We start from the raw sequence: 23,505 nt of genomic DNA, 5'->3' as shown, positions 1-23,505 counted from the left end.
CGTTTTTTAGTATTTTCCCTTCCAGCCCGCACGCCTTATCGTCTGCCCATCAACACGTCGTCCTGCATCGCGTTTCGAAAGGTGCAGGACCTTCAATGACGGTCAGCGGGAAAACGCACGATGCTCAAGGTATGCATTTTCGGCGGCGGCGCAATTGGCGGATACATCGCGGGTCATCTCTCGCGCGCCGGACTGTGCGAAGTCAGCGTGGTGGCGCGCGGCGCGACGCTCGATGCGATCCGCTCGAACGGTATCCGTGTCGTCAAGCCCGCCGAGACGTTCAGCGTGCGCGTCGATGCGCGCTCCGATGCGCGCGAACTCGGCGTGCAGGATTATGTGTTCATCACGCTCAAGGCGCATCAGGTCAAGGGTGCGCTCGAACAGATCCAATCTCTCATGGACCACAAAACCGTCGTGCTTCCTCCTACGACGGGCATTCCCTACTACTTCTTCCACGAAGCGCCCGGGCAACTGAAGAATCGGCAGATGCGCCTTATTGATCCTGTTGGACGCCAGTGGCTTGCGCTGCCGCCGCAGCAGGTGCTGGGTTGCGTGTACTGGATCGGCGCGCATTCGATCGAACCGGGTGTGATCGCACAGGACGGCGCCAAGGCCGGCTGTCCGCTCGGCGAACTGGACGGCAGCCGTTCGACGCGGGCGAGTCGCCTGAGCGAACTGTTGAGCGCGAGCGGCATCGCATCGAAGGTAAGTGACGACATCCGCTCCGCGATCTGGATCAAGTTCGTCAACAGCCTGTGCTGGAATCCGGTCGCCGTGTTGACGCAGGCAACGCTCGGCGAAATGCGCGACGCGGGCGATGTCGTTCCCATCATCGAGGGGATGATGCGCGAAGCGGATGCGCTCGCAGTACGACTCGGCATTGCCATCGGTCCCGATCCCGACAAGCGCATCGCCATGACCTTGAGCGCGACGCATCACAAGATGTCGATGCTGCAAGACCTGGAAGCCGGGCGCGCGCTCGAACTGGATGCGCTCAGCGAATCGCTGGACGCCGTGCGCGAGCTTGCCGGCATGCCGACGCCCATGCTCGATTCCGTTCTCGCCATCGCACGGCTTCGCGCTTCGAGGGCAGCGGCAGCGCGCCAAACCTGACTCTCATCGCGCTTCCGGCGCGTGCATCACATTCAACCGATCGAAGGAGCAGCATCGATGACATCCCGTTCGTCCGAATCTTTCCGGCGTCCGCTCGAAGGCTACAAAGTCGTCGAAGCGTGCAGCTATATTTCAGGACCGTTCTGCGCGCAGATGCTTTCCGATCTGGGGGCGGACGTGATCAAGGTCGAACCTCCGTCGGGCGATCCTTATCGCAACTTCGGGCATAGTTGGGAAGGCGTCGGCACTGTATGGACCAATTCGAACCGCGGCAAGCGAAGCGTGACACTGGACCTCAAGTCGCCCGAGGATCTGTCGCGATTCAGGGCGCTCTTGAGCGACGCCGATCTCTACATCGAGAACTGGCGTCCGCATGTTTCGGCGTCGCTCGGCCTGAGCTTCGAGCAACTGAGCGAACTGAATCCGCGCATCGTTCAGCTTTCGATCACGGGCTACGGGCCGGACGGCGATCTCGCGAAGGAGCCCGCGTTCGACGCGCTGATTCAGGGTCGCACCGGCCTGTTGAGCTATGAGGCGGCGGGCGGCACGCCGCGCGCGACGAACACGTTTCTCGCCGACAAGGTCGCGGCGGTTTTCGCCGCGCAGATGGCATTGTCCGGCATCATCGCTCGTGACAAGTCGCAGAAGGCGATTCATCTCGAGACATCAATGCTCGACATCATGTCTTACTACAACTTCCCGGACATGTTCCATAACCGGACCTTCGTCGATGACGAAGCCGCAGTGACGCTCGCCCCGCAGCCCGTGCTCGCGACCAAGGACGGCTATCTGGTGCTCTCGCCCGTGACGGGCAAGCAGCTCAGCAGGACGCTGGATGCAATCGGTCATCCCGAATGGAAGGACGAGATCAAACAAATCGCGGATCGCAAGGCGATGACTCATACGTTCTTCGAACGGGTCGCCGGACCGCTCAAGGACCGGACCACTGCCGAATGGCTCGAACGCTTCCGCGAACTGGACGTGCCGGCGGGTCCGGTGAACGAACCGTATGCGCATCTGAGCGACCCGCAAGTCGCGCATAACGAGCTCTACTCGCAGATGCAGACGCCCTCCGGAGCGATTCGGGCGATCCGCTATCCGGCGCGGTTCAACGGCCACCTGCTGAAACCCCGGCAGCCGGCGCCGACGCTCGGCGCGAGCAACGGCGAGTTGCTGATGGACTGACGCTTCGTCTGGCGATCAGGCAAACAACGATACGAGGAGTCGACGTGCCGATCATGCTGAGAGGGTTCGAAGGAGTCCGGGCCTACGTGGGCTTCGATCTGGGCAAGAGCAGTTGGGTGGAGGTCAGTCCCGAGATGCTTCGCGCGTTCGCTTCGGTGACCGATGACAGGGACGTGATGCTCGTCGACGACGGCGGGAGCGTCGCGCATGGCTATGTGCCGCTATGCCTGATGATCCCGATGCTTCGCGACATCTACCTGCTGGAAGATATCGGGCCGGCCCGGGTCTGCGGAATTGATCGGCTTCGCTTTCGCGCGCAGGTCCCGGCGAGTTCCAGTATTCGGCTCTCCGTCAGGTTGAAATCGTTCGAAGCAACCGGGGAGGACGCGCGACTCACTCTGCACTGCGAGATGGAGTGCGATGCCGCGCGAGAGCCGGTGCTGGACGGCGAGGTCGCATATCGGTTGATGCGGTCGTCGCGTGCCTTGGAGCCGGCTGTCGGGACGAATCGAAACGTGTGACGGATGAAGAAGGAAGCATGTACGAAAATCAATGACTCGCAGCGGGTCCTATTTTGCGATGTGCAGCACGGCTCTACAGCGTTGCGGGGCGCCTATTGCCGCGCAGACCCGCGCGCTTCCCCTTGCTTCGGATGATACTTAGCCGGCATGTGACCGACCGCAGGCTCCTTGCTTCGGCCGCCTGCGGTTACAGACCGAGCAAAGGTAATCTTTATCTGCCATCGACCGGTTCGGTCCGCGCGTTCCGCGCGCAATACATCCGCGGGTACGCCGAAGGTTCGCAAGAATGCGCGGCGCATGCGCTCCCGGTCTGCAAAGCCCGTTTTATTTGCCACCCACGTTGATGGTGTGGGCGCCCTTGTTCAATCATGAACCGCGCCGCCTCAAGCCGGAACTGCTCAACGGCTTTGGCCGGCGGCAGATCGGTCTCGGCTAGAAACGCTCGCCGATAAAAAACTCGCGGCTGGTTTTGGAATTACCGGTTTGCCGTTTGGCCCAACCCGAGAGTTTGACGTCGGATCGGCCGTCACGCAACGTCTGCTCCTGGCCCCGCACAGGAACACCCGATGCGCCCGTGCGGCCTCTCTTGTGGCCGGTGGGCTCCTCAAAGCGCAAGCGGCTCTTCACTCCAGCGGCCAGAAAAGAGACAGCCCTGTACGGCCAGTGAGCTATCATGCCTATCCTCCCCGAAGTAGCGCCCTATGATTTCCATCCGTAATGTCACGCTGCGCCGTGGCGTCAATGTCGTACTCGACCGCGCGTCCGTCACCTTCACCCCCGGCGAAAAAATTGGCCTTGTCGGTCGCAATGGCGCCGGCAAGTCATCCTTCTTCGGCCTTCTCAACGGCACGTTGCACGAAGACGGCGGCGAGTTCTCGATTCCCGCTGCATGGAAGATGGGCCAGGTCGCGCAGGAGATGCCGGAGACCGAGCAGAGTGCGACCGACTTCGTTATCGAGGGTGACACCGGACTGCTGGCCGCGCAGGCCGAAGTAGCCGCCGCTGAGGCCGGCGACGACGGCATGCGCATGGCGCACGCCTACATGGCCCTGCACGACGCCGGTGCACATGATGCCCCCGCACGTGCCCAGGCGCTGATCCTGGGTCTTGGCTTCAGTGCGGCGCAGCTTAGCCAGCCGGTCAACAGTTTCTCCGGCGGCTGGCGGATGCGACTGCAGCTGGCGCGCGCGCTCATGTGCCCGTCCGACTTGCTGTTGCTCGACGAGCCGACCAATCACCTCGACCTCGACGCGCTGGTCTGGCTGGAAGCGTGGCTCAAGCGCTATCAAGGAACTTTGGTAGTGATCAGCCACGATCGCGAATTCCTCGACGCGGTGACGCAGGTGACGGTGCATGTCGATAACGCCCAGCTTGTGCGTTATGGCGGCAACTACAGCAAGTTTGAAGACATGCGTGCTGAGCAACTGGTGTTGCAGCAGGCTGCGATGGCCAAGCAGGTGGACAAGATCGCGCACCTGCAGAAATTCATCGACCGTTTCAAGGCGACGGCTTCGAAGGCAAAGCAGGCGCAAAGCCGGGTCAAGGCGCTCGAACGCATGGAGAAGATCGCACCGGTGCTCGCCGACGCAGAGTTCAACTTCGAGTTTAAGGAGCCGCTCAACGTCCCGAACCCACTGTTGTCGATGCTGGACGCGAGCTTCGGCTACCCGGCGCCGACCGACGCACCGTCTGGCACGCCGCCAACGGTCATCGTGCGGGGCATCAGCCGATCCGTGCTGGCGGGACAGCGAATTGGCATTCTGGGTGCCAACGGTCAGGGCAAGTCCACGCTGGTGAAGACGGTGGCGCACGCGCTGGCGCCGATTGCTGGCGAAATCAGCGAAGGTAAAGGCCTGAACATCGGCTACTTCGCACAGCAGGAACTCGACGTTCTGCGGCCTCTCGACACGCCGATGGAACACATGATCCGCCTTGCCAAGGACACGCCGGCGAACATGCGTGCCCCGGGCCAGAGTGGCACCGAACAATCGCTTCGCACCTTCCTCGGCACCTTCAACTTCAGTGGTGACATGGTCCATCAGGCGGTCGGCACGATGAGCGGCGGCGAAAAGGCGCGGCTCGTATTGTGCATGATCGTGTGGCAGCGGCCCAACCTGCTGCTGCTCGACGAGCCTACCAACCACCTGGACCTGGCCACGCGCGAAGCGCTAGGCATGGCACTCAACGAATTCGAAGGCACGGTAATGCTGGTCAGTCACGACCGGTCCCTGCTGCGCGCGGTATGTGACGAGTTCTGGCTCGTCACCAAGGGTGGCGTCGAGCCTTTCGACGGCGATCTGGACGATTACCAGCAGTTCCTGCGCGACGAAGCCCGTCGCATGCGCGAGCAGGCTGCCGGGGAGCAGAAGATCATCGCCTGAGATGGGCCTCTGGCAGTTCCATTTTGGAAGCTGCCACAGCGCTCGCATCGGGTCGGAGGGCCGCTTTGGGTCGGGCACGCCCATCATAAATTGGCGCCGACTGATTCCCCTTCACTCGAAAAGGAGTTCGTCATGGAAGCGATAGTCAGCAAGACCGTGCCTCATGTTCTACGGAACAAGAACTAGCTAACGGGGCAAATGTCGCGCGCTGACGCGCAAGGAAATCTGCGCCATTCGAATCCGCCTGCGATTGAGCGCGAAAACCCGTGATCTGGCGATGTTCAATCTGGCGACCGATAGCACGCTACGAGCGTGCGCCCTGACAAAGTTGCGCTTGCGAGACGTCTGCCTTAGTACCCGGGTAGCGCCTCGCGCGACTGTCATGCAGCAGAAAACGCGGCTGCCGGTGCAATTCGAGATCACCGAGCAAACGCGCGACCGGGTGAAAACTGGAGCAGGGTAGCAGGGCATGAACGACATCATCGCACCCAGCCGTTGTTGTAACCCTAACTCGCTGTAGCCACCGCACTGGCCCGCGCCATATGCAGTTTTTTGTAGCTGTCGATCAGGCGGTGGTGCCTATCGAGACCCTCCAGTTTCATACTCGTTGGCGTTAAGCCATAGAAGCGCACGCTGCCGTCCACTGACCCCATTACCGCGTCCATCCGGGCCTTGCCAAACATCCGACAGAAGTTGACGGCGTAATCCTCCAGGTCCAGTTCGTCATCGAGCAGCACCTCCAGCACCACATTCAGGGCCTGGTAAAACAATCCGCGCTCGACTGTGTTGTCGTTGTATTGCAGGAAGGCTCCCACCAGTTCTTGCGCCGCCTCAAATTGCTGCAAGGCGAGATGAATCAGCAGTTTCAACTCGAGAACTGTCAGCTGCCCCCAGCACGTATTCTCGTCAAATTCGATGCCGATCAATGTGGCAATATCGGAGTGCTCGTCTAGTTCACTGTTATCCAATCGTTCAAGCATTGCTGCAAGGGCGGCATCGTCCAGGCAATGTAAGTTCAAAATATCGGCGCGGAACAACAGCGCCTTATTTGTGTTATCCCAAATCAAATCCTCTACCGGGTAAACTTCCGAATAACCGGGCACTAGAATCCGGCAGGCTACTGCGCCCAGTTGGTCATACACCGCCGTATAAACCTCTTTGCCCATGTCTTCGAGAATTCCGAACAACGTTGCGGATTCGTCTGCATTGGAGTTTTCACCCCGGCCAGAAAAGTCCCACTCAACAAACTCGAAATTCGCTTTGGCGCTGAAAAAGCGCCACGACACTACACCGCTGGAATCAATGAAGTGCTCAACAAAGTTATTCGGTTCAGTCACCGCGTTACTGACAAAGGTCGGCTGAGGTAAATCGTTCAGGCCTTCAAAACTGCGGCCCTGTAGCAATTCCGTCAGGCTCCGTTCCAGCGCCACCTCGAAGCTCGGGTGCGCGCCGAACGAGGCAAACACACCACCTGTCCGCGGGTTCATCAATGTGACGCACATCACCGGGTAGGTCCCACCCAGCGACGCATCCTTTACCAGCACCGGAAAACCCTGCTCTTCCAATCCCTGAATCCCGGCCAGAATGCCAGGGTATTTCGTCAGCACTTCGTGCGGCACATCGGGCAATGCGATTTCACCTTCCAGAATTTCACGCTTTACAGCCCGTTCGAAAATTTCGGACAGACATTGCACCTGCGCTTCAGCCAGCGTATTGCCGGCACTCATGCCATTGCTGACGAACAGGTTTTCGATCAGGTTGGACGGAAAATACACCACTTCGCCGTCCGACTGCCTCATAAATGGCAGCGAACAGATGCCGCGCTCCACATTGCCGGAGTTAGTGTCGTACAGATGCGAGCCACACAACTCGCCATCGGGATTATAAATTTCCAGGCAGTGCGCATCCAGAATGTCAGCCGGCAGCGCATCCTTGGGGCCAGGCTTGAACCAGCGCTCGCTCGGGTAATGTACAAACGTGGCATTGGCGATGTCTTCGCCCCAAAATGCGCCGCCATAGAAATGGTTGCAATTCAGGCGCTCGATAAACTCTCCCAGCGCCGACGCCAACGCGCTTTCTTTGGTCGCGCCCTTGCCATTGGTAAAACACATCGGCGAGTGCGCGTCGCGTATATGGAGCGACCACACATTGGGAACGATATTGCGCCACGAAGCGATCTCAATCTTCATGCCCAGGTCCGCCAGAACGCCCGACATATTGGCTATGGTTTGCTCTAACGGAAGATCTTTACCCGTAATATAGGTGCTGGCATCGGAAGCCGGGTTCAACGTCAATAACGACTGGGCATCGGCATCCAGGTTTTCTACCTCTTCAATGACAAACTCGGGTCCGGCTTGCACCACTTTTTTCACCGTACAACGGTCGATGAAGCGCAAAATACCTCGGCGGTCTGCTTCCGAAATCTCTGGTGGCAACTCAACCTGAATTTTGAAGATTTGCTGGTACCGGTTTTCCGGATCAACAATATTATTCTGCGACAGGCGAATATCTTCGGTAGGAATATTGCGATTTACGCAGTATAACTTCACAAAGTAAGCTGCGCACAAAGCCGATGAGGCAAGAAAATAATCGAAGGGACCCGGCGCCGAGCCATCGCCCTTATACCGGATAGGCTGGTCGGCCACTATCGTGAAGTCATCGAATTTGGCTTCAAGGCGTAGCTTATCGAGAAAATTGACTTTGATTTCCATGTCGGGTCCTAAAATTCGTGCTTAAAATAATATGCGCGCTTTTCTCCGTCACCGGTGAAAGTTGCAGCAGCAGATCGCTAATGTTCCTAGCGGTGGCCATTGAAGCGCTAATGCTGTCCGATGAAACGCAACGGATGACAGAATTGGCAATCCGGACTCCTGGCTCTACCTGTCGGGGCTAAGCCGGTTCTCGCCAAAAACCGTGAACATGGTTTGCAGACACCTTTAACAGCAACACCTTACTGCGATGATACGCGACGCGCGACGCTTGGGTTCGATAGTGACTACAGCAGGACTCGCGGATCGGGACCGATCCGGTCCTCGGTCCCGATTCGAACGGCTATGGAGGAATTGCGCGGCAGGGCTCAACGGCGTCGCAGGGCGATACTACTGCGTAGATGCCCGCGTAGTACTAAAACCGGCTTCACGGACCGCGACAAAAATCGCTGGTATCAGAGGAACTTCAAGCTGCTTCCGCACGCATGCGAAACGCTCATGCTTGTCTCTAACAAACATTGGATCGCTTTCGCTTTGACGCGCGAAACATCGGCGCTCGCGCCTATCAAGGTCAAACACGCGACCGCTTCATTCTGAAGGTCGAGTATCGGAGCACTGATTGCAGCAAGACCAGGAATGAGGACTGATTCAGTTTCATCGTATCCGCGCTTGCGAATTTTCTCGAGACGCTCAAGCAATTTGGCGGGAGGTTGCTCCATGTTTTTGCTCGCGGCAAGCTCAATAAGATGATCTCTGATTCGAGAAGGCGTGAACGCCAGTAATGTGCGTCCGGTCGCCGAATTCGTCAATTGAAATACGGAGCCCACTGCGAGCGTGGTCACGAACGGAAGGTAACTGCGCTCCCAGCGGATGATGGCGGGACCGCGGTCCCCGAGCACGTTGAGCAGGGCAGGAAGCCCCGTGTTGGCGACCAATTGCGGCATGGCTTCGCTCGCGAGGCGCAGCGGGTCCAGACGCCCAAGCGCCGACGCGCCGATGCGCAGCGCAGTAGGGCCGAGATCATATAAACCGGTGATTTCGTTTTGAACCGCTAGACCGCTCGCCATAAGACTTGCCAGATAACGATGCGCGAGACTGTTCGGCATATCGACCGCGCGCGCCAAATCCTTCAACGGCGCAGCCTGCCCGGCCTCGACGAGCGCGAGAAGAACCTCGGTCGCCTTGTCAGCCGACTGGATACGGCGACGTCCGCTGGTTTGGACGGTTGCTTCCGTAGAAAGGTCGTCTGCAGGCTCGGTTGGCGACCGTTTGCCTCGTTTTTTCGTTTCTGTCAATGTCGTCGATGCCTCGGTGACATCCTTCGGCCGCGGACCAGCGGGAACAGTGGATCGTGAAGTTAGCGTAGGCCTTCGCCGGTTTTCGCCTTTGCGGCTGCAACCCTGCTGCCCGTTGAGCAGTCACCGGCATAGGCGCTTGATCTTAGCACGCGGTGTTAACGGCGAGAAGACGGGACGCGTTGGCAATGCTCTATACGCTGAATACACGATGATGAGCAGACGCGCTAAGAAACGGCTGTCAGCGTGGTCATCATCACGAGATAGAAAATCCTCCGTCGACTGCGAAGACCTGGCCCGTTGTCGTTCGCGATTCTTCCGAAGCCAGAAAGAGTGCTGTCATCGCGACCTCGCCCGGCTCGACCAAACCGAGAAGCTGTCGTTCGCTGGTTTTCGCCATCACGTCGGGCTGTATCTCGATGAGACCGAGCACTCGATTTGTCTTTGTTACCGCTGGCGCGAGCGCATTGACGCGGATCCGATGGGCCGCATATTCCACGGCCATCGAGCGTGTGATCGAGGAGATTCCGCCTTTAGCTGCTGTGTAGGCGTCTTTGCCGCGCGTACCGACAAGCGCGAAGACCGAGCAACTGTTGATCACCGAACCGCCACCGCTCTTCATCATTGCGGCGATGCCATACTTGCAGGTGATCCACGTACCGAACAGATCAAGCTTGACCGCGCGCCAAAACTCTTCGGCGGGGCAGTCAGTCACCCGTGCATCGACCGCGCTCGATCCGCCAGCGTTGTTATAAAGCACGTCGATGCGACCGGCAAACCCGATGGCCGCGTCGATCGATTCGCGCACGCTCTCTTCGTTCGTGACATCCGTACGAAAAAATCGCGCCTTTCCGCCCTTGCCATTGATTGCCTCAGCCACTGCTTCGCCGTCATCGGAGTTGAACTCTGCAATGATCACGGTTGCACCTTCGCGAGCAAACAGTTCCGCCGCGGCACGCCCGATGCCCGCGCCAGCGCCCGTGATGTAGGCCACCTTTCCGGCCAGTCGACCATTTATCGCATTCATGCATATCCCTGAGAATTTCAATTACTTTCGGCGATGCGGGCTCGTTAGGAGCGCCGCACGGGACGTGTGTCATGCCCGGACTTCAGCGTGTTCCCGACAAGCAAACTATACGAGTGTCTGCACTGCCGAGGCGAAGAGGAACTATCTGTTGATAGGCTGTCGACGCGTACCACTCTTCTGCTCTTTGAAGGCTCGCAAATTCGAGTATGACGATCGTGCCGGTGCCGACATCCCCTTCCACCACATTTTTGGCGCCGCCACGGACTAGAAATACGCCGCCATAAGCGTCCAGCGTTGCTTGAACCTTCTGACTGTATTCTTCCCATTCCGCTCCGGGCGTATGGACCGTTACCTCTGCGAAGATGTAGCCTTTAGTCATTTTCGAAACTTGCCTCGTACTAGGGTTGAGTTGTACATCTACCGGTTTTCGTGTCTGGTGATTGCCGTGAGCTTTTGATGGCGAGCGGATGGAAGATCACGCGGTCGGCCTAAGCACGTCGCTGGACAAAGCGTCGAGCGACTCGCTCAAGATCACACGACTGTGGCGGAATTTTCGGGGGGATCGCATGCGACGGTTCCCATCTTCGCGGGCACCGAGATTTCCAGAAACTCGAAATCTTCGGATATCGCGATCTCATTGTGTTTGAGACCACCAGGAATATGGAGCGATTCTCCGGCGCCCACCCGGATGACGCGTCCGCCTTCAAACAGGAGGTCTACCCAGCCGCGAAGGGTATAGAAAAACTGCGACTCGCAAAGGTGATAGTGCCAGCCTGTCTGCTGCATTTCACCTGTCGCCACAGTCACCTGTGCTCGCAGCCGGCCGTTCGAAGCGTCGGAGACTCCGAGGTCCCGATACTTGAAAAATGTTCGACGGCCTGGCACTAGCGGCGCGGTTTCCGCCGTAGCGTAAGCCAGTTTTCCCATGAGGTCGCCGTCAACGTTGACTGCTTCCGAAGGTTTGAGTTTCCCGCTGTCGGAATCCATTGTCTGCTCCGTAGTTTTACAAGTATGAGATTTGTGCGCGTGTATGTTCGTGGAGAAATGGTCCACTAGTTTTCACCGAATCACTGCTGCATTGCTCCGCGAACGAGGACGTCCCCTCGCTCTTCGACAATTTTGAGGATCGAGGTGAAATCGTCGCGTCCGCGACCTTGTTCGATCGCTGTCTTCCAGAGACATCTCGCTTCGTCCAGCACCGGAACTGGAACCTCTAACGCACGCGCCTCGGCGATTGCCAGTTCGACGTCTTTTGCGACAATCGAAAGATGCGCTCCAAAATCGAATGCTCCGGTGAGCGCGCAACGGGCGAGAATGTCGGCGGCGGCACTTTGACCCGTGCTTGACCGGATCACTTCGCTCATGACATCGGCGTTCAGCCCTGCTTTAGCGCCTATCGCCAGCGCCTCCGATGCGACAGCCATGTTGGCCGCCAGCATGATGTTATTGACCAGTTTCATAGCCTGAGCCTGACCGGCTTGATCGCCCAGCCTGTGAATTTTCTTCGCGATAAACCCGAGCCATCGAGTGGCTCGCGCAACGTCGTCACCGTTGCCTGACAACATGATCGTGAGTGCACCGGCACGCGCGGCGGCGGGGCCGCCGCTTACGGGTGCATCAATGGTGCCGATATTTTTCTGCGAAAGTCTGTTCGCAATCGAGACGATGGCAGTCGGGCCAATCGTCGACATTTCGACGTAAGTGCGCATCAATCTTCCTGCCGCAACGCCATCTTGACCAAAGATGGCCTCTTCGCATGCCGCGCTGCTCGGCAGGCACGCCATCACGACAGAGGCTGAATCCGCCACCGAGCGAGGGCTCGCGTGAGCGATGGCTCCAACTGCAACGAGCTGCGCAACGGCGTCTGGATTCGGGTCAAAGACGTGAAGCTGTGACTCGGGGTGAAGGAGCCGGAGGGCCATCGCAGCCCCCATGTTCCCCAGGCCAAGAAAGCCAATGTGCGTCGACGCATTCATTCGTATGTCTCCTTGTCTTGCCACGGTATTCGCTTTTGCAGCGACACCGTGTAGCGTTGATGTTGTCTAATATACAACGCATTATCCAAAGGGAAATTCGGGTAAACGCAGTGCAACACCTGGAAGGGTCCGTGAGTGGCGCGCTGATGAGCACCGCTTACGCCTTCGATGACGCATTGACGATGGATTTCCGATACAGGCATATCGGGCGTGTAGGCAGGTCCTTACGGAGACGGTGGTTTCGAGAGCCGGACTCTTGAAGCGCTCCCTAATACCGGCGGCATGAAAAACGCAAGCCGATTCAAATGCGTGGATAACCTGAATATGGCCGACAGAGCAGGCGTTTGAAGCCGCGAATGGATGAACTGCGACGGCTCTAGATAAACCAGGTACAGAAGCAGATTTCCAAGGCCGCGTAGGCGAGGCAATCAACGAGCGGCTCGCGGCGAATTGGCGCGCAGAAGCTTGCTACACGACCGCTATCGCCTCGTAAGGGAGTAAGGAATCAGGAGAAGGAAGTGGTTTTGCCGAGAGTTGATCCCGCGCTCGACGAGAGCGACCTCCGACGCGAGCGAGTACGCCGTCACGACGCGCTTTCCACGGCTCTCGCTTGCGTAAGGTGTGCTGGCGAACATCGTGCTGTCCCCGGACAAAGTGCCTAGATAGCGCCTGCGCGGGGACCTTTTCGATAAAGCTGCGACGCGGACCCCGGCGGTCTTCTGCCGAGTAGAAGGGGATCAGCGTCTGAACCCCTCGTCAAATGAGCAATTCGATCAGAAAGGGACCGTTCTGACGAAAGCTCTGCTTCATCAGGTCCGCACATTCCTCGAGCGTTGTTGCGCGCGCGGCTTCGACGCCCATGCCGTTCGCGAGTTTGACCCAATCGAGATCGGGGTTCGACAGATCGAGCATGCTCATGGCCGTGGGCCCCGGCGTTGCGCCGACATTCTCGTACTCACCGATCAGGATGTTGTACTTGCGGTTACTGAGCAGGATCGTAGTGCAGGGCAGTTTTTCGCGAGCTTGCGTCCACAACGATTGCAGCGAGTACATCGCCGAACCGTCGGCTTGCAGGCTGATCACTCGTCGTGAACCGCCGCTCGCTACGGCTGCGCCGGTTGCCACTGGAAGGCCGTCACCGATGGCGCCGCCGCTCAGTTGCAGCCAGTCGTGCGGGGCCGCCGCGTGCGTGAATTTGTAGAAGCCGCGGCCATAGGAAATACTCTCGTCCGAAACAATGGCGTTCTCCGGCATCAAAGCCGCCAGGGTCTGTGCGAGGCCTTCTTGCGTCGGGGCGCCACGGACGACCGTGGGCGTTGCTCCGGGATTGGGCATGTCCACGATCGGTGCATTCAGTGCTTCTGCGAGCGCCAGAAGTGCGGCCTCCGGGTCCTGATCGGAACGGGACAAATGGTGCAGTTGAGCCGTGGCCGAGTATTGGATCGAAGGCCGACCGGGGTACGCAAAGAATCCAACCGGAGCCTTCGCATTGACCAGAATAATATGCTGGAAGGCCTCCAGCACTTTGATAGCCTGATCGGTGTTGTACGGCACGCGTTCAATCGGCAAGCGACCGCGACCGCGCGCCACCCGGCCGTTCACGTAATCGTATTTCAAGGTCGCACCGGTTGCACTCGCGATTCGCCAGGCCAGCGCCTGCGCCTTCGGCAGCGCGCCGCGATTCCCTAGAAGAATCAGGACGTTCTTGTTCTGACGCAGCACTCGCGCAGCGTTTTCCACGGCAAATGGATCGATTACTGGCGTCGTCGGTACGGGGAGGGCGGGCGCGGCCACCCCACCCGCGTCCCACGACGTGTCCGAAGGAAGGATCAGGGTGGCAATCTGGCCTGGAGCAGTGCGGGCCGCAGCGACTGCCGCGGCAGCGTCACGGCCGACATCGGCGGAGCGCGTACTGGTGCGAACCCATTGCGACACAGCGCCGGCGAGACCGGCCGTATCCGCCGTCAGTGGTGCATCGTAGGGGTGGTGATACGTGGCCTGATCGCCCACGATATTGACGATACCGCTCCTCGCGCGTCGCGCGTTATGCAGGTTCGCCCAGCCATTTGCGAGGCCCGGCCCGCAGTGCAACAGCGTACTCGCGGGCTTCTCGGCGATGCGGTAGTAGCCATCTGCCATGCCGGTCACGACATTCTCCTGAAGACCCAGCAAGCAGCGCATTCCCGGAATCTGATCGAGGGCGGCGACGAAATGCATCTCACTGGTTCCAGGGTTGGCAAAGCAGGTGTCGACCCCTGACTCCAACAACGTTGTCACGAGACTTTCAGCGCCATTCATCATGTACTCTCTCTGGTTTCAAAAGTTCGCCCGGCAAATCGCAAAGCCATTGTCCGGACTGACTGAGATTTAGGTTGCGCGGTCAGCGACGCGGGTTCCGACCATGCCTAGATGATCGCATCGCGTCGAAGTGCGTGAATCTGGTCTTCGGTCAGGCCACACAGCGTGGCGAGAACCTCGTCGGTGTGTTGCCCCAGTGTCGGAGGCGGTTTGTCGTACGCTACTGGCGAGTCGGACATGCGGATCGGGCTCGCAACACTGGGAACCGTGCCCGACAACGGGTGCGGAATATCGATCCGCATTTCCCGATGCCTGACCTGCGGATGTTCAAAGGCCTGCGCGATGCTGTTGATCGGCCCTGCGGGCACACTGATCGAAGCGAGTTGCGACGTCCATTGTTCGACCGAGCGCGTCCGCATCACTTCTTCAAGAAGCGGTATGAGAGTGTCGCGATGCGCGACACGACCCGCATTCGTAGCGAACCTCGGGTCGGCGCAAAGGTGGGCGCAGTCGGCGATCTCGCAGAACTTTGCGAACTGGCTGTCGTTTCCCACGGCGATCACCATCTGCCCGTCTCTGGCGTCGAAGACCTGATAAGGAACGATGTTCGCATGCGCGTTTCCCTGGCGCTTCGGCGTCGTGCCTGAAACGAGGTAATTCAGGTTCATGTTCGCCATCGTGGCGATTTGTACATCAAGCAAGGCCATGTCGATGTACTGGCCCGTGCCGGTCTTCTCGCGCTGCGCGATGGCAGCGAGGATCGCAACAGTCGAATACATGCCCGTCATGATGTCGGCGAAGGCAACGCCGACCTTCTGCGGCCCGCCGCCGGGCTGATCGTCGCGCTCGCCGGTGATGCTCATGAGCCCGCCCATCGCCTGGACGATGAAGTCGTAACCGGCCAACGGCGCAAGCGGTCCCGTCTGTCCGAATCCGGTGACCGAGCAGTAGATAAGACGGGGGTTGATCTCCCGGAGGTCTTCATACGACAGCCCGTACCGCGCCATGTCTCCGACCTTGTAATTCTCGATGAACACATCCGCCTCGCGCGTCAGCTTTCGCACGATGGCCTGACCTTCGGCATGCGCAATGTTTAGCGTCACCGACTTTTTGCCACGATTGGCTGCCAGATAGTAGGCGGCCTCGTCGGTGAGGTTGCCCTGCACGTCCTTGAGGTAGGGCGGGCCCCATCCTCGGGTATCGTCTCCCGTCTTGGGCCGCTCGATCTTGATCACTTCGGCGCCCAGATCGGCCAGCGTCTGGCTAGCCCACGGTCCGGCCAGGACTCGCGACAAGTCGAGCACCCGTACGCCAGATAGTGCTTTGGACATCACCTTTCTCCTCTGAATAGCTTCCGTCGAACCGTCGCATCACGACGGGCGGGCGGATTCACGCCCAACCCGAGACAGCCTTGACTTCCAGGAACTCTTCGATTCCCCAGACGCCGCCTTCGCGGGCGCGGCCGGATGCCTTGACGCCACCAAATGGCGAGCCTGCACCGCGAGGTTTGCCATTCATCTCGACCATGCCGGAGCGCAGTCGTGAAGCGACGCGATTGCGCTTCTCGCCGTCCATCGACTGAACGTAGTTCGACAGGCCGTAAGGCGTATCGTTGGCAATCGAGATCGCTTCCTCTTCGCTGTCGAACGGGATGATCGAGAGGACCGGCCCGAAGATTTCCTCGCGCGCGAGTGCCATGCCGTTATCGACGTCGGCGAACACGGTAGGGCGCACGAAATAGCCGGTCTCATGGCCTTCTGGACGGCCCAGTCCTCCTGCAACGAGGCGCGCGCCTTCGCCGATGCCTTTCCCGATCATCTCCTGCACTCGCTGAAACTGCGCCTCGGACGCGAGCGGGCCAATGTGCGTGCCGGGGGCGTGCGCCGCATCGACGGACACGCTCTCCGCGATCTTTCTGGCTTCCTCGACAACCCGTTCATAAACGGAGCGCTCGACGAGCATGCGGGTAGGCGCGTTACAGCTTTGCCCGGTGTTCTTGAAGCAATGGAGCACGCCGCGCTTCACGGCTTCGGGGTCCGCATCCGCGAAAACCAGATTGGCGCCCTTGCCGCCGAGTTCGAGCGCCACGCGCTTGAGCGATTCGGCGGCCGCTTTCGATATCGCGATGCCGGCGCGAGTCGACCCGGTGAAGCTGATCATGTCGACATCGGGATGCGACGACAGCCGGGCGCCCACGCCGATCCCGTCGCCGTTCACGAGATTGAACACTCCGTCCGGGAAGCCCGCTTCATGGACATACTCCGCGAAAAGCATGGAAGACAGCGGCGCGATCTCCGACGGCTTGAGCACCGTGGTACATCCGGCCAGCAAAGCCGGAACGACCTTGAGCGTCACCTGGTTCATCGGCCAGTTCCACGGCGTGATCAGGCCCGCCACGCCAATCGGCTCCATCAGAATGCGATCGTTCGGCGCGTGCGGTCCGAGGGGCCGCTCGAACCGAAAGTCGCGAAACGCCGTGATGAAGTTCCGGATGTGATAGGCACCGGCGCCGACGTGTTCGGACAGAGCCAGATCGACCGGCGCACCCATTTCCAGGCTGATTGCTCTTGCCATGTCCGGCGCGCGCCGCTTGTAGATGTCGAGCAGTCGCTCCACCAGACGCAGACGCTCAGCCTGCGCGGTACGTGACCAAGCCTCGAATGCCGAACGGGCCGCTTCGATCGCACGATCAGCATCGGCCGCTTCGCCGATGGAGATCACAGCGCACGGCTCTTCAGTCGAAGGATCGATAACGCGAAACTCGCGAACGGCAAGCGGCGCGACCCACGTCCCGCCGATATAAAACTGTTTCTTATCAAGCACGATTTGTCTCTGTCTCCGGTATTGGAATGGGCAAGTTCGTCCGGGTCTGGCGTTCAGATCGAATGAAAAATCACCCTGTTAGTGAACGGTAGCGCGCCATCGTAGGTTTGTAAATAGGGTGTATTAGTTGTCTATAGGATAATTTTGATCGCGCCGAGTATGGAAAAGGGCGTTCCAGTTTCCGCTTCAGGTCGAGAAATGCTTTTGGTTCGCCTACGATCCGCAATGTGAACCGAAAGCGCTTTTATTAGATTGATGGTTGGCCCGTCGCAGCATCCGAGCCGACGGAGCTCCGGCGACGAAGGCCACGCAGCGCAGACTCCCAGCGCGCGCAGGTCATCCGCCGCGAAGGCGCGTGCGTCGTTGGCTCGTGGTGGACGGGCCGTCTTTCGGTAGGGTTCTGGCTGCCGGTGAATCCGCGACGGCGGCGCTTCGCACTTGCAACGCTATCGCGTCGAAACCCGCCCGCGTCCCGCCTGATGAGCCTGATCGAGCACGAAGTCGATAAACGCCATGGTGGCGCGCGTGTGGTTGCGATTCGGCATGTAGAGCATGTACATGTTCGTGCCGAAAATACTGAGCCGCCATTCATCGAGCGCCGTCACGATGTCGCCGCGACGCATGTCCTCGATGACCACGTAGTCCGGCACGAGGCCCACGCCCAGCCCGGCGAGGATCGCGTCGCGCAGAAAGAGGAAGTTTTCCGAGATGAGGGTCGGTTCGAGAAGGACTTCATGACGTTCGTCGTCGAGATAAGCGGCGACGCGTGTCTGCCTCCCCACAACGGTCGCAGTGATGACCGGTGCGATCCGCAGCCCTTCGAGTTGCGTCGGCATGCCGTGCTGCGCGGCATACGCCGGCGAGGCGCAGGCGACATAGCGGACCGGCCCCATGTCGCGCGCGACGAGACTCTGCGGCGGCTCCGACATGACGCGCACGGCGATGTCCACCTCGTCGCGCATCAGGTCTTCGACGCGATTCTCGAACATCACCTCCAGCACGATATCGGGGTACTCGCGCTTGAAGGCGATCAGCCATTCCGACATGACGAGCTGACCGTAGCCGCTCGGCACCGAGAGTCGAACCCGTCCCTGAAGCCGCTGGCCAAGGGTCGACACCGATTCCTGTGCCGCAACCAGCGCGTTCTGGATCGACCGTCCGTGCTCGTAGAGCTTCAGGCCGATCTCGGTCGGCTCGACGCGGCGCGTGGTCCGCCGCACGAGCTGCAAGCCGACCGCTTTCTCGAGCTGGCTCAAGTGATAGCTGACATTGGCGCGGCTCATCTTGAGACGCCGCGCCGCTTCGCTCAGGTTGCCCGCGTCGAGGATTTCGACCAGAAGGATCAGTCCGTTGACGTCCAAGATCGTCTCGATTGTCATAAGCCGTTTGACAGTCTGTCAACGGTCTATGTAATTGTCAAGGATGACTGTCCCCTTGAGAATACGGACACGTTGTACGAACATCAATCAGGAGACTGCATCCATGACGCTGTTGAGTGCGCCCGAATCCGCGACCGTCGAGCATGAACTGCGCGGCAATATCCTTGTCGTGACGATCGACCATGCGCCCGTCAATGCGCTTAATTCCGTGGTGCGGCGTGGCCTCATCGAAGCGATCGATGCCGCGGAAGTCAATCCGTCGGTGCGCGCTGTCCTGATTGTGGGGGCGGGTCGGAACTTCATCGCCGGTGCGGATATCCGCGAATTCGGGATGCCGGCGCAGCCACCCGCGTTGCCTGACGTATGCAATCGTATCGAGGCTTGCGGCAAGCCTGTCGTCGCGGCGATTCATGGCGCCGCGCTCGGGGGAGGCCTCGAGGTCGCGCTGGCTTCGCACTACCGGATCGTTGTCGAGGGCGCAAAGCTCGGACTGCCGGAGGTTCAACTGGGGCTGTTGCCCGGCGCGGGAGGCACACAGCGCGCGACGCGCCTCGTGGGTGCCGAATCTGCGTTGTCGCTGATGTTGAGCGGGCGCCATGTGGATGCGCAGGAGGCGCTGCGGCTCGGTCTCGTCGATCGCGTCGGGCAAAGCGCTGACGTGTTGAACGAAGGGCTGGCCTATGCCCACGAGCTGATCGCGACGCAGGCCGCGCCCCGCCGCACGAGGGATGCGCGCGGACTTGCGGACCAGCAAGCGAGCGCTACCGCGATCGCCGCCGCACGCGCCAACACGCAGAAAAAAACACGCGGCCTGCTTTCGCCGATGAAGATCATCGACTGCGTGGCAGCCGCGGCGAACCTGTCATTCGAGGAGGGTCTGCGGTTCGAGCGCGAGCAATTCCTCGAATGCGCCGACAGCCCGCAGCGCGCGGGGCTCGTGCATGCGTTCTTTGCCGAGCGCGAAGTACAGAAGTCGCCCGAAACGCGGGCCGCCCGATCGCGCCCGATTCGTTCGGTCGGCGTCGTGGGCGGGGGCACGATGGGTGCGGGGATAGCCGTTGCGCTGCTGGACGCCGGTCTGTCGGTCACGATGATCGAACGTGACGGCGACGCGTTGCAGCGTGGCCGCGCGCACGTCGAAAAAGTGTACGACGGTCTGATCGGAAAGGGCCGTCTGACACAGGAAACGAAAGCGCGGGCGCTCCAGTGCTTCCACGGGGACACGTCATACGATGCGCTCGCCGACGCCGATATCGTCATCGAAGCCGTGTTCGAAGACATGGCGGTCAAGAAGGCGGTGTTCACCGAACTCGATCGCGCGTGCAAGCAAGGCGCCGTGCTCGCGACCAACACGTCGTATCTCGACATCGATGAAATCGCCGCAAGCATTTCGCGTCCGCACGATGTGCTGGGCCTGCATTTCTTCTCGCCGGCAAACATCATGAAGCTCCTCGAAGTCGTCGTGCCCCCGCGCGTGAGCGCCGATGTCGTCGCGACCGCGTTCGACCTCGCGAAGAAGCTGCGCAAGGTCGGTGTGCGGGCGGGCGTGTGCGACGGTTTTATCGGCAACCGGATGCTCGCGGTTTATCGAGCGGCGGCGGACCATCTGATGGAGGACGGCGCATCGCCGTATCAGATCGACAAGGCCGTGCGCGACTTCGGATTTCCGATGGGCCCGTATCAGGTCATCGACCTCGCGGGCGGCGATATCGGCTGGGCAGCGCGCAAGCGTCGTGCTTTAACTCGCGATCCGCATGCGCGTTATGTGCGCATTTCCGACGAGCTATGCGAACGGGGCTGGTTCGGCCAGAAAACCGGTCGCGGCTTCTACCGATATGACGAAGGCGCGCGCATCGGCAAGCCGGACCCCGAGGTCGAGTTGATCATCGCTACCGAGCGTGAGCGGGCGGGCGTCGCGCCGCGCGTGTTCAGCGACGAGCAGATCGTGCGCCGCTACATGGCCGCGATGATCAACGAGGGCGCGAACGTGGTCCACGATGGCATCGCATTGCGTCCTCTGGATGTGGATGCAACCTTGATTCACGGCTTCGGCTTTCCGCGCTATCGCGGAGGTCCGATGCACTACGCGGATACGTTCGGGCTCGATTCGGTGCTGGCCGATATCCGTGAGTTCGCGAAGGACGATCCGCTTTTCTGGCGCGCATCTCCCTTGTTGGTGGAGCTGGTCGCACGCGGAGCCAACTTCGCAAGCCTGAATCGGGCGGCTTGAGATCGAGCCGTCGTCACACTCTGGATGGAGCATCAGTCATGGATCTGAAATTTACCGCCGAGGAAGAAGCGTTTCGCGCCGAAGTGCTGGACTTCCTTCGCACCTCGTTGCCGGGCCGCATCGCGGAAAAAGTACATTCGGGCAAGCACCTGACGCGCGAAGACATGGCGCAATGGCACGGCATTCTCAACGCGCGAGGATGGCTCGCGAATCACTGGCCGAAGGAACATGGCGGTCCGGGTTGGACGCCGGTGCAGAAGTTCATTTTCGAAAACGAATGCGCGATTGCCGGCGCGCCGCGCATTGTGCCTTTCGGCGTGAACATGCTCGGGCCGGTACTCATCAAGTACGGCAGCGAAACACAGCAGCGCCGGTGGCTGCCCCGCATTCTCGATGGGTCCGACTGGTGGTGTCAGGGCTATTCGGAGCCGGGCGCGGGCTCCGACCTGGCGGCGGTGCGAACGACGGCCGTGCGCACGACGGAGAACGGTAGCGACTACTACGTCGTCAACGGCCAGAAGACGTGGACCACGCTTGCGCAGTACGCGAACATGATCTTCTGCCTCGTACGCACGGCGCAGGACAGGCGCAAGCAGGAGAGCATCAGCTTCTTGCTGATCGACATGAACACGCCCGGCGTCGAGGTCCGTCCGATCATCACGCTCGACGGAGAGCACGAAGTCAACGAGGTGTTCTTCACCGATGTGCGCGTTCCCGCCGACAACCTCGTCGGCGAGGAGAACAAGGGCTGGACCTATGCCAAATATCTGCTGACATACGAGCGAACCAACATCGCGGGCGTGGGTTTTTCGGTGGCGGCGTTAAATCGCCTGAAATCGGTGGCGAGCAAGGTGAAATGCAACGGTCGCCCGCTCATCGACGATCCGTTGTTCGCCGCCCGCATTGCGCGGGTCGAGATCGATCTCGAGAACATGAAAACGACGAACTTGCGTGTGATCGCGGCGGTGGCGGGCGGAGGCGTCCCGGGCGCGGAGAGTTCGATGCTCAAGATTCGCGGCACCGAGATCCGTCAGGAGATCTCGTCGCTCCTGCGCCGTGCGATGGGATCGTACGCTCAGCCGTACATCGAGGAAGCGCTGGAGGAAGATTACGACGGCGCGCCGGTCGGTCCCGAGGATGCATCGAGTGCGGCCGCGCAGTACTTCAACAACCGCAAGCTGTCCATCTTTGGCGGCGCCAATGAAATTCAGAAGAACATCATCTCAAAGATGATTCTCGGGCTCTAAAGGATTCGCACCATGAACTTTCAGCACACTGACGACCGCCGGATGCTTGCGGATTCGCTCAACCGGTTCATCGCCGAACAGTATGGATTCGAAGCCCGGGACCGGATCGCGCGCTCGCAGGAAGGGTTTAGCAGGGACAAGTGGCAGCGTTTCTGCGAGCTCGGCATCGTCGGCGCCTTCTTCGAAGAGTCCGATGGCGGCTTCGGCGGGGATGGCTTCGATATCGCCGTGGTGTTCGAGGCGCTCGGGCGCGGGCTCGTCGTCGAGCCGTTTCTCGATGCGCTGATCGTCGGGCGCGCGCTTGGACGGGCAGGCAACGACACGCAACGCGAGATCATCGCGAGAATGATCGAGGGGACCGAGATCGCGGCGTTCGCTCATGACGAGCCCGGATCGCACTACGAGCTCGCGCGAGTCACGACGCGCGCCGCGCGGCGTGCCGACGGCTGGGTGCTGAACGGTGCGAAAGGTGTCGTCCAGCAGGGCGAGCACGCCGATATCTTGCTTGTGTCGGCGCGCACGTCGAACGGCGAGCACGATCAGGCGGGCATTTCGCTCTTCCTGGTTCCGCGCAATGCGCCAGGCATGCGGGTGCGTGGGTATCGCAAGATCGACGGCGGGCGGGCGGCGGAGGTGTCGCTCGAAAACGTCGAACTCGATTCCGATGCCCTCGTCGGCACCGAAGGCGCTGGTTTCCCGACGCTTGCGCACGCAGTGGGTTATGGCCTCGTCGCGCTTGCTTCGGAAGCGGTTGGCGCGATGGACGTCGCCAAGGAACATACGCTTGAATATCTGCGCACGCGCAAGCAGTTCGGCGTGCCCATCGGGACGTTTCAGGCGCTTCAACATCGCATGGCGGATCTTCTGCTGGAGATCGAACAGGCGCGTTCGGCGGCAATCAATGCGGCTGCGGCCGTCGGTGGCGAAGGCATCGAGCGTGAGCGTGCGCTGTCGGCGGCGAAGTATTCAATTGGACGCATTGGTGCGCTGGTCGCTGAAGAGTCGATCCAGTTGCATGGCGGCATAGGGATGACGTGGGAGCTGCCGCTCTCTCATTACTCAAAGCGCCTCGTGATGATCGACCATCAACTGGGCGACGAGGATCACCATCTTGCGCGATATATCGAGTTGGGGCGGGCGTTGATGTCTTGAGCGCATGTCGCGCTAAACGAACTGGAAAGCGGAAATGAAGATTCTTGTGCCTGTGAAGCGAGTGGTCGACTACAACGTCAAGGTCCGCGTGAGATCGGACGGCAGCGGCGTCGATATCGCGAACGTGAAGATGTCGATGAACCCGTTCGATGAGATTGCTGTCGAGGAAG

Annotated in this window: 17 protein-coding genes and 2 pseudogenes; 8 read left to right on the top strand and 11 right to left on the bottom strand. The window is 60.2% G+C overall.

Features of this window, described 5'->3' with window-relative positions:
- The first annotated feature begins 120 nt into the window (after positions 1 to 120).
- The 3 genes from AWB65_RS15810 to AWB65_RS15800 are packed head-to-tail and all read left to right on the top strand — an operon-like array spanning position 121 to position 2,819.
- Positions 121 to 1,113, top strand: coding sequence for a ketopantoate reductase family protein (locus tag AWB65_RS15810; RefSeq protein WP_087668053.1), 993 nt, complete (start codon positions 121 to 123; stop codon positions 1,111 to 1,113).
- Positions 1,114 to 1,170: 57 nt separating this feature from the next.
- Complete coding sequence (locus AWB65_RS15805; protein ID WP_235007634.1) at positions 1,171 to 2,298, top strand: CaiB/BaiF CoA transferase family protein; 1,128 nt, start codon at positions 1,171 to 1,173, stop codon at positions 2,296 to 2,298.
- Positions 2,299 to 2,342: 44 nt separating this feature from the next.
- Positions 2,343 to 2,819: a hotdog family protein gene (locus AWB65_RS15800; RefSeq protein WP_125474140.1), complete on the top strand. Its 477-nt coding sequence runs from the start codon at positions 2,343 to 2,345 to the stop codon at positions 2,817 to 2,819.
- 211 nt (positions 2,820 to 3,030) lie between these two features.
- On the opposite strand, the pseudogene AWB65_RS37850 reads toward AWB65_RS15800, so the two are convergent.
- Positions 3,031 to 3,282, bottom strand: a pseudogene (locus AWB65_RS37850) (helix-turn-helix domain-containing protein); the annotation flags it as partial.
- Positions 3,283 to 3,520: 238 nt separating this feature from the next.
- Here AWB65_RS37850 and AWB65_RS15785 point away from each other — a divergent pair.
- The gene (locus tag AWB65_RS15785) at positions 3,521 to 5,200 is read left to right on the top strand and encodes an ABC-F family ATP-binding cassette domain-containing protein (RefSeq protein WP_087668050.1); all 1,680 of its coding nucleotides are present in this window, start codon (positions 3,521 to 3,523) and stop codon (positions 5,198 to 5,200) included.
- Positions 5,201 to 5,706: 506 nt separating this feature from the next.
- On the opposite strand, the gene AWB65_RS15775 is transcribed toward AWB65_RS15785, so the two are convergent.
- From AWB65_RS15775 to AWB65_RS15730, 10 genes are all read right to left on the bottom strand, one after another.
- A complete protein-coding gene (locus tag AWB65_RS15775) occupies positions 5,707 to 7,911 on the bottom strand; it encodes an OsmC domain/YcaO domain-containing protein (protein WP_087668049.1) in 2,205 nt (734 codons plus the stop codon).
- Between the two features lie 452 nt (positions 7,912 to 8,363).
- Complete coding sequence (locus tag AWB65_RS15770) at positions 8,364 to 9,203, bottom strand: IclR family transcriptional regulator (RefSeq protein ID WP_087668048.1); 840 nt, start codon at positions 9,201 to 9,203, stop codon at positions 8,364 to 8,366.
- 256 nt (positions 9,204 to 9,459) lie between these two features.
- On the bottom strand, positions 9,460 to 10,230 hold the full coding sequence (locus tag AWB65_RS15765; RefSeq protein ID WP_087668047.1) for an SDR family NAD(P)-dependent oxidoreductase: 771 nt from the start codon (positions 10,228 to 10,230) through the stop codon (positions 9,460 to 9,462).
- 82 nt (positions 10,231 to 10,312) lie between these two features.
- Complete coding sequence (locus AWB65_RS15760) at positions 10,313 to 10,609, bottom strand: DUF1330 domain-containing protein (protein WP_087668046.1); 297 nt, start codon at positions 10,607 to 10,609, stop codon at positions 10,313 to 10,315.
- Positions 10,610 to 10,761: 152 nt separating this feature from the next.
- Positions 10,762 to 11,217 carry a cupin domain-containing protein gene (locus AWB65_RS15755; protein WP_087668045.1) on the bottom strand — a complete coding sequence of 152 codons (456 nt, stop codon included), beginning with the start codon at positions 11,215 to 11,217 and terminating at the stop codon, positions 10,762 to 10,764.
- Positions 11,218 to 11,297: 80 nt separating this feature from the next.
- Positions 11,298 to 12,206 carry an NAD(P)-dependent oxidoreductase gene (locus AWB65_RS15750; RefSeq protein WP_087668044.1) on the bottom strand — a complete coding sequence of 303 codons (909 nt, stop codon included), beginning with the start codon at positions 12,204 to 12,206 and terminating at the stop codon, positions 11,298 to 11,300.
- A 756-nt stretch (positions 12,207 to 12,962) separates the two neighbouring features.
- On the bottom strand, positions 12,963 to 14,504 hold the full coding sequence (locus AWB65_RS15745) for an acetolactate synthase large subunit (RefSeq protein ID WP_087668142.1): 1,542 nt from the start codon (positions 14,502 to 14,504) through the stop codon (positions 12,963 to 12,965).
- Between the two features lie 107 nt (positions 14,505 to 14,611).
- Positions 14,612 to 15,835, bottom strand: a complete 1,224-nt coding sequence (locus AWB65_RS15740; RefSeq protein ID WP_087668043.1) for a CaiB/BaiF CoA transferase family protein — start codon at positions 15,833 to 15,835, stop codon at positions 14,612 to 14,614.
- 58 nt (positions 15,836 to 15,893) lie between these two features.
- Positions 15,894 to 17,327: an aldehyde dehydrogenase family protein gene (locus AWB65_RS15735; protein WP_087668042.1), complete on the bottom strand. Its 1,434-nt coding sequence runs from the start codon at positions 17,325 to 17,327 to the stop codon at positions 15,894 to 15,896.
- 446 nt (positions 17,328 to 17,773) lie between these two features.
- Positions 17,774 to 18,688, bottom strand: coding sequence for a LysR family transcriptional regulator (locus AWB65_RS15730; RefSeq protein WP_087668141.1), 915 nt, complete (start codon positions 18,686 to 18,688; stop codon positions 17,774 to 17,776).
- Positions 18,689 to 18,809: 121 nt separating this feature from the next.
- On the opposite strand from AWB65_RS15730, the gene AWB65_RS15725 reads away from it, so the two are divergent.
- The 4 genes and pseudogenes from AWB65_RS15725 to AWB65_RS15710 form a co-directional block, all read left to right on the top strand.
- Positions 18,810 to 20,936, top strand: coding sequence for a 3-hydroxyacyl-CoA dehydrogenase NAD-binding domain-containing protein (locus AWB65_RS15725; protein ID WP_087668041.1), 2,127 nt, complete (start codon positions 18,810 to 18,812; stop codon positions 20,934 to 20,936).
- Positions 20,937 to 20,974: 38 nt separating this feature from the next.
- Complete coding sequence (locus AWB65_RS15720; RefSeq protein ID WP_087668040.1) at positions 20,975 to 22,183, top strand: acyl-CoA dehydrogenase family protein; 1,209 nt, start codon at positions 20,975 to 20,977, stop codon at positions 22,181 to 22,183.
- Positions 22,184 to 22,195: 12 nt separating this feature from the next.
- Entirely contained in the window at positions 22,196 to 23,335 is a 1,140-nt protein-coding gene (locus tag AWB65_RS15715) for an acyl-CoA dehydrogenase family protein (RefSeq protein ID WP_087668039.1), read from the top strand.
- A 34-nt stretch (positions 23,336 to 23,369) separates the two neighbouring features.
- Positions 23,370 to 23,505, top strand: a pseudogene (locus tag AWB65_RS15710) (electron transfer flavoprotein subunit beta/FixA family protein); the annotation flags it as partial.

This window comes from Caballeronia humi, assembly GCF_001544475.1.
Lineage (GTDB): Bacteria > Pseudomonadota > Gammaproteobacteria > Burkholderiales > Burkholderiaceae > Caballeronia > Caballeronia humi.
Note: the sequence above shows the minus strand (reverse complement) of the source record. Positions and strands in the feature narration are given on the sequence as shown.

Coding starts and splice junctions, on each gene's coding strand:
- AWB65_RS15810 (WP_087668053.1), top strand. CDS start 121: ATGCTCAAGGTATGCATTTTCGGCGGCGGCGCAATTGGCGGATACATC.
- AWB65_RS15805 (WP_235007634.1), top strand. CDS start 1,171: ATGACATCCCGTTCGTCCGAATCTTTCCGGCGTCCGCTCGAAGGCTAC.
- AWB65_RS15785 (WP_087668050.1), top strand. CDS start 3,521: ATGATTTCCATCCGTAATGTCACGCTGCGCCGTGGCGTCAATGTCGTA.
- AWB65_RS15775 (WP_087668049.1), bottom strand. CDS start 7,911: ATGGAAATCAAAGTCAATTTTCTCGATAAGCTACGCCTTGAAGCCAAA.
- AWB65_RS15765 (WP_087668047.1), bottom strand. CDS start 10,230: ATGAATGCGATAAATGGTCGACTGGCCGGAAAGGTGGCCTACATCACG.
- AWB65_RS15760 (WP_087668046.1), bottom strand. CDS start 10,609: ATGACTAAAGGCTACATCTTCGCAGAGGTAACGGTCCATACGCCCGGA.
- AWB65_RS15755 (WP_087668045.1), bottom strand. CDS start 11,217: ATGGATTCCGACAGCGGGAAACTCAAACCTTCGGAAGCAGTCAACGTT.
- AWB65_RS15750 (WP_087668044.1), bottom strand. CDS start 12,206: ATGAATGCGTCGACGCACATTGGCTTTCTTGGCCTGGGGAACATGGGG.
- AWB65_RS15745 (WP_087668142.1), bottom strand. CDS start 14,504: ATGAATGGCGCTGAAAGTCTCGTGACAACGTTGTTGGAGTCAGGGGTC.
- AWB65_RS15740 (WP_087668043.1), bottom strand. CDS start 15,835: ATGTCCAAAGCACTATCTGGCGTACGGGTGCTCGACTTGTCGCGAGTC.
- AWB65_RS15725 (WP_087668041.1), top strand. CDS start 18,810: ATGACGCTGTTGAGTGCGCCCGAATCCGCGACCGTCGAGCATGAACTG.
- AWB65_RS15720 (WP_087668040.1), top strand. CDS start 20,975: ATGGATCTGAAATTTACCGCCGAGGAAGAAGCGTTTCGCGCCGAAGTG.
- AWB65_RS15715 (WP_087668039.1), top strand. CDS start 22,196: ATGAACTTTCAGCACACTGACGACCGCCGGATGCTTGCGGATTCGCTC.